This window comes from Gordonia paraffinivorans NBRC 108238, from assembly GCF_000344155.1.
In the GTDB taxonomy this organism is placed as follows: domain Bacteria; phylum Actinomycetota; class Actinomycetes; order Mycobacteriales; family Mycobacteriaceae; genus Gordonia; species Gordonia paraffinivorans.
The window spans coordinates 1-9,333 of sequence record NZ_BAOQ01000064.1; the positions used below are offsets into that span (position 1 = coordinate 1).

Consider the following 9,333-nt stretch of genomic DNA (forward strand, 5'->3'; position numbering starts at 1 on the left):
CGCGGATCTGGACCGAGACCGCCAGCGGTGCCACCACTGCCCGGCCGCAACTCGATGACCTGTTCTCTCACCTTCGGCCTGGGGACACCCTGGTGGTGTGGCGACTCGATCGACTCGGCCGCTCACTGCCACATCTGCTTCAGGTCGTCACCGACCTCGAAGAGCGCGGCATCGGCTTCCGGTCGGTGACCGAATCGATCGACACCACCACCGCCGGCGGCAAGCTGATCTTCTCCATCTTCGGCGCGCTCGCCGAGTTCGAACGCAACCTCATCCGCGAACGCACCTCGGCCGGCCTCGCCGCAGCCCGGGCTCGCGGTCGGGTCGGGGGGGCGGCCGCCGAAGATGACGCCGAAGAAGATCAAGCAGGCCAGGTTGATGCGCGACAACGGGATGAGTCAGACCGAAATCGCGGAGATCCTCGGAGTCGGCCGCACGACGCTGTATCGCCATCTGAAGTAGTAGTAGTACCGCACCGACATTTTCGAAAGGGTGGCGCCTGTTGTCCTCCACTGACTCACCGAGGCCGACGCGGCCCCGCAGCTGCTACCGCCCTACTCGGTCGGTGTCGCCGAGTGTCGGGACGCGCCCGGCAGTGCCGGATCACTCGAGGGCGTAGAGATCGTGCGCGGTGGCGGCATAGGCGGTGTCGGCATCGACGGCCAGCAACGCTTCGACCGGACCGACCACGGCCTTCTGTTCCCATGTTCGGCCGGTGTGGCTGCGCCAGGCGACACCCTCAGTGTCGACACCCCACAGGGAGCCGTCACCGGCGGCGGAGAGCAACACCAGCGTGGGGGCTTCGGGAACGGCGGTGAAGGTCCGGGCACCGTCGGTGCTGTGCTGCAACCCGTCGGCGGTGGCCGCCCAGACACCATCGTCGGTAACGGCCAGGGCTGCGGCGGCCAGCGGGGCTCCGGCGCTCCAGGTGGCGCCAGCGTCGGTGGAGACCAACAGCCCGGTGGTCCCGTCGAAACCGACGAGCACCGTCCCGTCGGTGGCCAGAGCGTGGAAATCCACTTCTCCGGCAAGGGATTTCGGGGTCCAGGTGCGACCACCATCGGCACTGTCGATCAATCCGAGCGGGTTCGGTGCCGAACTCGATGGTCCGGGATGCCCGGAGGCGAAGAGCCGATCGGTGCCGGGCACCCCGGTCAGTCCCATGAAGTCGTCGTCGGAGGTGCCGACCCGGCTGGTGTGCCCGTCAATGCCGAGGGTGACCAGGCCGGTGTGGGTGCCGGCCAGGATCGTGCCGTCGGCACCGAGGTGCAGCCCGTGCAGGTGATCGAGGGCAGGGGTCAATGCCACCGCGGGCACCTCCGCGGTCGGGACAGACCCCGATCGGGTCGGTGTCGTACCGGGCTGCTGGGTCGAGCATCCGACGAGCACGGTCAGGGCAGCGGCGACGAGCACACCCCGGCAGGGGCGCGCGAACGATATCCACATGGACGCAGAAGAACTTTCTCTCTGGGGCAGGGCCACGCAGGTCAGGTGCGGGCCAGGTGGGCGGGGTCGAGGTCGAGGCGGCGCAACAGTTGTGCATTGAGGGCAACGACGATGGTCGAAACCGACATGAGCACCGCGGCCACCGCCGGGGAGATCGCCACCCCGGCGAAGGCGAGCACACCGGCGGCCAGGGGCACGGCGATGATGTTGTAGCCGGTCGCCCACACCAGGTTCTGCCACATCTTCCGGTAACTGGAGTGGGAGAGTTCGATGATCGACAGCACCGCCCGCGGATCGTTCGCCGCCAGCACCACCCCGGCGGATTCGATCGCCACATCGGTGCCGGCACCGATGGCCACTCCCACATCCGCCCGAGCCAGGGCCGGGGCGTCGTTCACGCCGTCGCCGACCATGGCGACCTTGTGCCCGCGTTGCTGCAGTTCGGTGACCTTCGCGTCCTTGTGCTCGGGCAGCACTTCGGCGAAGACCTCGTCGATGCCGAGATCTGCGGCCACCGCGTCGGCGACCTGCCGGGCATCACCGGTGATCATCGCGACCTTGACTCCGCGGGCGTGCAGGGCGTCGATCGCCTGGCGGGACTCCTCACGGACCGCGTCCTCGAGCGCCACGGCACCGAGCACCCGATCACCTTCGGCGATGTGCAGCACCGACGCTCCGCGCTGCACCCACTGTTCGGTGACGGCGGTGACCTCGGCCGGTACCGACAACGACAGGTCGGTCAGCATCGCGGGTCCGCCGACGGTGACCTCGGTGCCGTCGACGACCGCGCGCACGCCACGGCCGGGCAGCGATCGGAAGTCGGTGGCGGTGATCTTCTCGCCCGTCGGGACACCGGTGCCCGCCGCGGCCACGATCGCGTGCGCGACGGGATGTTCGCTGTCGGCTTCGACTGCGGCGGCGCGGGCCAGCAGATACGATTCGCTGATTCCGTGGGCGGTCGTGACGCCGGTGACCTGGTGCCGGCCCTGGGTGAGGGTGCCGGTCTTGTCGAACAGGACCACCTCGACGGTGCGCATGCGTTCGAGGGCGAGACGGTCCTTCACCAGCACACCGGCCTTGGCGGCGCGTTCGGTGGAGATCGCGATCACCAGCGGGATCGCCAACCCCAGGGCGTGGGGACACGCGATGACCAACACGGTGACCGTGCGCACCACCGCTTCGTCGACGTTGCCGAGCAACGCCCACACCACGAAGGTGAGCAGACCGCTGATCGCGGCGAAGTAGAACAAGAACGCCGCGGCCTTGTCCGCCAACGCCTGCGCCCGCGACGAGGACGCCTGAGCGTCGGCGACCATGCGTTGGATACCGGCCAGGGCAGTGTTCTCACCGACGGCGGTGATCCGCACGCGCAGGGCGCTGTCGGTGGCGACGGTACCGGCGACCACCGTGTCGCCGCTTCCGCGGGTGACGGTCTTCGATTCGCCAGTGATCATCGATTCGTCGACCTCGGCGCGGCCGGCGACGACGGTGCCGTCCGCGGGCACCCGGGCCCCGGCCCGCACGAGCACCACGTCGTCGAGGGCCAACTCCGACAACGGCACCTCCTCGGTGCCGTCGTCGGTGACCTTCTCGGCGGTGTCGGGCAGCATCGCCGCCAACGCGTCGAGGGCTCCCGAGGCCGAGCCGAGGGCGCGCATCTCGAGCCAGTGCCCGAGCAGCATGATCACGATCAGCAGCGCCAGTTCCCACCAGAAGTCCAGGTCGAAACCGCCGAGGCCGAGGGTGGTGATCCACGAGGCGGCGAAGGCGACGCTGATGGCCATCGCGATCAGCAGCATCATTCCCGGTCGGCGCGAGCGCAGTTCGGCCCAGCCTCCGGTGAGGAACGGCATGCCGCCGTAGACGAAGATCACCGTGCCCAGCACCGGCGGGATCCACATGGCGCCGGGGAAGTCCGGCATGGGGTAGCCGAGCAACTCGGCAACCATGTGGCTGAATCCCACGACCGGGATCGACAGGATCAGCGACACCCAGAAACGCCGTCGGAACATCTCTCCGTGCGTGCCGTGCCCACCATGATCGCCGTGGCCGGCATGAGGGTCCGACCCGACATGCGCGAGATGCTCGCCGTATCCGGCGTGCGCATCGTGCGGCTGCGGGGGCGGGCTCTGTACGTCGGCGCTGTGCTCGTGCCCGGTGGGCGCCTGAGCCGGGCGGGTGTGTCCGTGCTCCGGGTGCGACATCGAAAGCCTCCTGGGTGGCGGGCCGAGAGGAACCGGCCGGGGGTCGGCCGGTTACAGGGTGGTCAGCAGCTGGCGCATGGTGTCGATTTCCTGCTGCTGGGTATCGACGATGGTGCGGGCCATCGCCACCGCGTCGGGGAACTGCCCGTCCTCGATCTCGGTCTGCGCCATGTCGACGGCGCCTTCGTGGTGGGCGATCATCTGCTCGAGGAACAGGCGGGCCGCGTCGGTGCCCTGCGCATCCGCCAACGCTTGCATGTCTTCCTCGCTCATCATCCCCTCCATCTCGGCCATACCGCCGTCCATGCCGGGCATGTCGTGGTCGCTCTCGGGCATCTTGGTGGGTTCGCCCCACTGGTCGAGCCAGCTCTCGAGTTGGTCGATCTCCGGGCCCTGGGCGGTCTTGATCTGCTCGGCCAGGGCGGTGACCTCGGCGGGGATGTTGTCCTTGGCCAGGAGCATGTCGCTCATCTCGATGGCCTGGCTGTGGTGCGGGAGCATCATCTGCGCGAACATCACATCGGCGTCGTTGTGGGCTGTGGCCTGTTCGGCGGGTGTGCCCGCCGAGGCCGGCGCGGTCGAGGTCGCGACCGTGGTGCCGGTGTCGGAGTCGGAATCGCTGCACGCGGTTGCAGCGAATACCACGGCCAGGGCTGTGGCGCCGACGGCGAGGGTCTTCTTGTTCATCAAGGGGTGTTCCTTTCTCGGACAAGCACAGGCATCGTGATGGCGCAGCTCGGCACCGCCGGACGGCGGGCCCGGGTCACGCCAGGTAGGACACGGTCGTCATCATTCCGGCCTCCTGGTGATAAGCGTTGTGACAGTGCAGTGCCCATTGGCCGGGGTTGTCGGTGTCGAATTCGATCTCGACGGTGCGCATCGGCCCGATGGTGACTGTGTCCTTGCGCAGACCGGTGTCGGTGAGCGCGAAAGTGTGTCCGTGCAGGTGCATCGGGTGGAACATGTCCGACATGTTGCGCATCCGCATGCGCACCCGCTGTCCCTCGTTGACGTTCAGCGGCGCGCTGTTCGGGTGGGCGCGGCCGTTGAGGGTCCAGCGGTACGGCGACATCGTCCCGCCCATATCCACACTGTGATACAGATCGTGATCACGCTCGGCCAGACGCACATACTCCCGGGGCGCAAGATCGGTGCCGAGCAGCACCCGCCGATCCAGCTCGTCGGGGCGAGGCTGGATCGGCAGTTCGCCGGAGGCGGTGCGCACCACCGCCTGTCCGTACCCGGTCTTGCCCTCGGCCTGAGCGAACAGCGGGAACACCCCGTCGCTGAGGGTAACCAGCACGTCGAATCGCTCGCCCATGCCGATCAGCAGTGCGTCGGTGTCCTGCGGTACCACTGGGAACCCGTCGGTGTGGGTGACCGTCATCCGGTGACCGCCCAACGCGACCCGGAAGGCGGTGTCGGCGGCGGCGTTGACGAACCGGATCCGTGCCCGCTGTCCGGGTGCGGCGGTCAAGACCATCGGATCATCCGGCACGCGCCCGCCGACCAGAAAGTGGGGATAGCTCACGTCCCCGGCACCGCCGAGGAGCGGTGAGAGCATCGTTTCCTCACCCATGTCCATACCGCCCATGTCCATGGCGCCGTGATCCATCCCGCCCATTCCGGTGCCGATGCCGAGCTCGCGGGCCACGTCGTCGGGGGTACGTCCGGTGCCGTCGAGCCAATCGTCGAGCACCACGATCCACTCGTGCTCGTAGTCGCCCGGCTCGGCCGGATCATCGACGATCAGCGCGCCGTAGAGCCCGCGGTCGAGTTGCAGACCCGAATGCGAGTGATAGAAGTACGTGCCCGCATGAGGGACGGTGAACTCGTAGACGAACCTGTCTCCGGCAGCGATCGGGTCCTGCGTCAGCCCCGGCACCCCGTCCATATCGTTGCTCAACGCCAGCCCGTGCCAGTGCACACTCGTCTCCACCGGCAGCTGGTTGTCCACCTCCACCCGCAGCAGATCCCCGGCGCGGGCGCGGAGCAGTGGCCCCGGCACCTGGTCGTCATAGGACCAGGTAGACACGATGCGGCCGCCCAGGTCCACCTCGACCGGACGCGGTGTCAACCGGGCCGAGGCCACCTGCTGGCCCGGGGAGCGGCGCTGCTGTTCGAGACGACGCACCGCCGGTGACGTGGCGGTCACCGGGACGCCGGTCGCGGCTCCCGACGCGGAACAGGAGGCGAGAACCCCAGCACCGGTGAGGATCGAGCCGATCAGAAAGGCCCGGCGGGGAACCCTAACCACGGGCCTGCTCCTGCTGCTCACCGGTCGAGGCGGCGCCACCGGACTGCGTCAACGTCCGTCGACGGGACACGAACTCATCGGATGTGATATCGCCACGGGCGAAACGCTTTTCGAGCGTCCGAAGTGGATCGTCCTGCTGCTCGGTGTGGGCAGGACCGTCTGCGCGGTCGGTACGGAACAAGGTGGCCACCAGATAGATCACCACCGCCCAGAACACGAGCATGCACACCGTCATGACGGTCCATCCCGCCCACCCGACGTCACCGACCCAACCCATCATGGTCGCCTCCATCCCTCGGTTTCGTACCTTCAGCCTCGGGCACCCACCCCCAGGTTCGGTGGAGGTCGTATGAAGATTTGCTCAAGAAGCCCGCCGCGGCGCCGGCGCCGGGACGGTGCTGGCGATGATGGACCCCATGACGTCCTCCCCTGCTCGCCCACCCGTATCCGGCAGCGACCCGGCGACACCGGCGCGACCCTCGACCGGTCTGCGGGCGATGGTCGTCGAGGACGAACCGTCTTTGGCGAATCTGGTGGGCTCCTATCTCGAGCGGGACGGTTTCGAGGTCGCGATCACCGGTGACGGCTCCGAGGCCGTTCCCCTCGCCCGGCAGGTCGATCCCGATGTGGTGGTCCTCGACCTGGGGTTGCCAGGCTTGGACGGGGTGGAGGTGTGTCGGCAGTTGCGGACCTTCTCCGACGCCTACGTCGTGATGCTCACCGCCCGCACGGAAGAGATCGACACCCTGATCGGACTGTCCGTCGGCGCCGACGACTATATGACCAAACCGTTCAGCCCCCGCGAACTGACCGCCCGCATCCAGGCCATGTTGCGCCGCCCCCGCTCCACCACCGCCGCAGCCCCAGCCACCGCCGTGTCGCCACCGCGTCGTTTCGGGGACCTGAGCCTCGACGTCAACGGCCGCGAGGTCACTGTCGCCGGGCAATCGGTCGCGCTGACCCGCACCGAATTCGACATCCTCGCCGCCCTCGCGCGTGATCCCGGCGTGGTCCTCACCCGCGCCCAGCTGATCGAGGCGGTGTGGGGGCCGAGCTGGGTCGGTGACGAACACCTGGTCGACGTGCACATCGGGCACCTGCGCCGCAAACTCGGCGACGATGCCGCACGCGGCCGGTACGTGCGCACCGTCCGCGGTGTCGGCTACCGAATGGGCACCGGATCATGACCGGCCGATCATCCGCACCGGGTGGGTCCCTGCGCCGCACCGCCAGTGCCTCGAGTTTCGGTACCCGACTGTTCCTCGCCCTGACCGTGGTGGTGCTCGGCTGCGCCGTCAGCGCCTGGATCGTGGCCTCCGCGCTCGCGCCCGGCATCTTTCACGATCATCTCGGGCAGGCCGGAATCGACCACAACTCCAGCCAGGCCGGTCACGTCGAAGAAGCCTTCACTTGGGCGATCATCCTCGCCTGGGGGCTGGCCATTGCCATCGCGGTGCTGCTGTCACTGGCGGTGAGCTGGTACATCACCCGGCGCGTCCAACGGTCGCTGACCGCGGTGACCACATCCACCGCGCAGATCGCCGCCGGCCACTACGACACCCGCATGCACAGCCCCGGCCTCGGCCGCGAATTCGACCAGCTGACCGTGACCGTCAACGAACTCGCCCGCCGTCTCGAGGCCACCGAAACCACCCGACGCCGGATGCTCGCCGACCTCGGCCACGAGATGCGCACCCCGATCGCCACTCTCGATTCCTACCTCGAAGCCCTCGAAGACGGCGCCCGCAGCCCGGACGAGGACACCCTGCAAATCCTGCGTTCCGCCACCCATCGACTCGACCGGCTCGCCCAGGACATCACCGCTGTCTCCCGCGCCGAGGAACATCTCACCCGCATCACCCCGGTGCCCACCGACACCGCAACCCTGATCAACGCCGCCGTCGAAGCGGCCCGAACGCGATACGACGACAATGGCGTCACCCTCGAGACCCGCATCGACCGATCCGTGCCGGTCACCGTCGACCCGGACCGATTCGGACAGGTACTGGGCAACCTGCTCGACAACGCGCTGCGCCACACCCCCGACGGGGGCACCGTCACCATTACCTGCCAGCAGGCCGGTCCCACCCACGCCGAGATTGTCGTCGCCGACACCGGAGAAGGGATCGCCGCCGAACACCTCGACCACCTCTTCGACCGCTTCTACCGAGCCGACCTCGCCCGCAACCGCCGCCACGGTGGCAGTGGCATCGGCCTGACCATCACTCGCGCGCTGGTCGAGGCACACGGAGGCCGGATCCGGGCCGCCAGTGACGGTCCCGGGCGCGGAGCACGTTTCACTATCGATCTGCCCATCACCGGTACTACCCGCGTGTAGTGGCGCCCGCCTCGCGAAGGGTCAAGTCCCGTGAGGTGGTGTGCGAGGTCCTCGCGTGATTCCTCGTCGTCGGGTTATGCAGTCAACGCCGGTGTCACCTCCTCCGTCGGTTCGGTGACGGTCTGAGCGGGTGTGTTGCTGCGGGAACGGGCAAGGACGTCGAGTCCGAGATAGCGACGCCCTTCGATCCACTCGTCGTGCTGTTCGGCGAGCACCGCTCCGACCAGTCGGATCAATGCAGTCCGGTCGGGGAAGATCCCGACCACATCGGTGCGACGCCGGATCTCCTTGTTCAGCCAGGTGCGGACGCATCAGCGACGCAAACGTGTCGGGTCTTCGTCGGTGCCCGCGGTTGCCGCGGATGCACCGAACACGGTGTGGGCGTTGGACTTCCAGTTCGACTCCACTGTCGATGGTCGGGCGGTGAAGATCGCGTCGATGGTCGATGAACACACCCGCGAGTCGCTGCTGGACCTGGTGGAACGCTCGATCACCGGCGAGAAACTCGTCGCCGAACTCTCCCGGGTCTTCGCCGTCCGTGGCGCGCCGAGGGTGCTGCGATGCGACAACGGCCCGGAGATGATTTCCGAAGCGCTGCAACGGTTCTGCACCGACCGGGTGGGCATCGTCTACATTCCGCCTGGCACGCCCTGGAACAACGGATACATCGAGTCGTTCAACCGCCGGTTGCGTGCCGAGTGCCTCAACCGCAACCACTGGACGAGGGGCCTGGTCGAGGCCCGCGTGGTCATCGGTGACTTCAGATCCGACCACAACCTGCGGCACCGGCATTCAGCGCTGGGCTACCGAACGCCGGCCGAGTACGCTGCGGCCTGCACCCACACCCACCACCCGGTGGACTGCGGGATGAACTGAAACCGACGAAACAACCCGGGCTCTACTACCGGGTGGTCGCATTATCGGGGACCGGCCAGTCGGAGTGGAACCGACTTCCCGAAGAGATTCGCTTGGGGAATTCGTTTCTGACCGAGGTGACCACCGAAGTACCGATATGCAGCGACAGGACCGCCGACGACCTGATCGCCGCGGCACGGGAGATGTGCGCCGAAGCCGATACCGAACGGATC

Annotated in this window: 9 protein-coding genes and 2 pseudogenes; 5 read left to right on the forward strand and 6 right to left on the reverse strand. The window is 67.9% G+C overall.

Annotation, left to right across the window (positions count from 1 at the left end):
• Positions 1–462: pseudogene (locus GP2_RS21460) on the forward strand (recombinase family protein); the annotation flags it as partial.
• Between the two features lie 141 nt (positions 463–603).
• Here GP2_RS21460 and GP2_RS20280 read toward each other — a convergent pair.
• The 5 genes from GP2_RS20280 to GP2_RS20300 all read right to left on the reverse strand — a co-directional run bounded on the left by GP2_RS20280 (position 604) and on the right by GP2_RS20300 (position 6,187).
• Positions 604–1,446, reverse strand: a complete 843-nt coding sequence (locus tag GP2_RS20280) for a F510_1955 family glycosylhydrolase (protein WP_006902507.1) — start codon at positions 1,444–1,446, stop codon at positions 604–606.
• A 41-nt stretch (positions 1,447–1,487) separates the two neighbouring features.
• Positions 1,488–3,650 carry a heavy metal translocating P-type ATPase gene (locus GP2_RS20285; protein ID WP_006902508.1) on the reverse strand — a complete coding sequence of 721 codons (2,163 nt, stop codon included), beginning with the start codon at positions 3,648–3,650 and terminating at the stop codon, positions 1,488–1,490.
• 51 nt (positions 3,651–3,701) lie between these two features.
• Positions 3,702–4,337: a DUF305 domain-containing protein gene (locus tag GP2_RS20290; RefSeq protein ID WP_006902509.1), complete on the reverse strand. Its 636-nt coding sequence runs from the start codon at positions 4,335–4,337 to the stop codon at positions 3,702–3,704.
• A gap of 76 nt (positions 4,338–4,413) precedes the next feature.
• Positions 4,414–5,907 carry a multicopper oxidase family protein gene (locus tag GP2_RS20295; protein ID WP_006902510.1) on the reverse strand — a complete coding sequence of 498 codons (1,494 nt, stop codon included), beginning with the start codon at positions 5,905–5,907 and terminating at the stop codon, positions 4,414–4,416.
• Entirely contained in the window at positions 5,900–6,187 is a 288-nt protein-coding gene (locus GP2_RS20300; protein ID WP_255218675.1) for an SHOCT domain-containing protein, read from the reverse strand. The genes GP2_RS20295 and GP2_RS20300 overlap by 8 nt, the downstream gene beginning before the upstream one ends.
• Positions 6,188–6,404: 217 nt before the next feature.
• On the opposite strand from GP2_RS20300, the gene GP2_RS20305 reads away from it, so the two are divergent.
• Positions 6,405–7,094, forward strand: a complete 690-nt coding sequence (locus GP2_RS20305) for a winged helix-turn-helix domain-containing protein (protein WP_040527605.1) — start codon at positions 6,405–6,407, stop codon at positions 7,092–7,094.
• Positions 7,091–8,245, forward strand: a complete 1,155-nt coding sequence (locus GP2_RS20310; RefSeq protein ID WP_006902515.1) for a sensor histidine kinase — start codon at positions 7,091–7,093, stop codon at positions 8,243–8,245. The genes GP2_RS20305 and GP2_RS20310 overlap by 4 nt, the downstream gene beginning before the upstream one ends.
• 74 nt (positions 8,246–8,319) lie before the next feature.
• Here the strand turns inward: GP2_RS20310 and GP2_RS20315 are convergent.
• A pseudogene (locus tag GP2_RS20315) lies at positions 8,320–8,541 on the reverse strand (transposase); the annotation flags it as partial.
• A 46-nt stretch (positions 8,542–8,587) separates the two neighbouring features.
• On the opposite strand from GP2_RS20315, the gene GP2_RS20320 reads away from it, so the two are divergent.
• The gene (locus GP2_RS20320; protein ID WP_157211745.1) at positions 8,588–9,121 is read left to right on the forward strand and encodes an integrase core domain-containing protein; all 534 of its coding nucleotides are present in this window, start codon (positions 8,588–8,590) and stop codon (positions 9,119–9,121) included.
• 32 nt (positions 9,122–9,153) lie between these two features.
• Positions 9,154–9,333: hypothetical protein (locus tag GP2_RS21985; RefSeq protein ID WP_040527608.1), on the forward strand; the 180-nt coding region annotated here is incomplete at its 3' end.

Coding starts and splice junctions, on each gene's coding strand:
- GP2_RS20280 (WP_006902507.1), bottom strand. CDS start 1,446: ATGTGGATATCGTTCGCGCGCCCCTGCCGGGGTGTGCTCGTCGCCGCT.
- GP2_RS20285 (WP_006902508.1), bottom strand. CDS start 3,650: ATGTCGCACCCGGAGCACGGACACACCCGCCCGGCTCAGGCGCCCACC.
- GP2_RS20290 (WP_006902509.1), bottom strand. CDS start 4,337: ATGAACAAGAAGACCCTCGCCGTCGGCGCCACAGCCCTGGCCGTGGTA.
- GP2_RS20300 (WP_255218675.1), bottom strand. CDS start 6,187: ATGATGGGTTGGGTCGGTGACGTCGGGTGGGCGGGATGGACCGTCATG.
- GP2_RS20305 (WP_040527605.1), top strand. CDS start 6,405: ATGGTCGTCGAGGACGAACCGTCTTTGGCGAATCTGGTGGGCTCCTAT.
- GP2_RS20310 (WP_006902515.1), top strand. CDS start 7,091: ATGACCGGCCGATCATCCGCACCGGGTGGGTCCCTGCGCCGCACCGCC.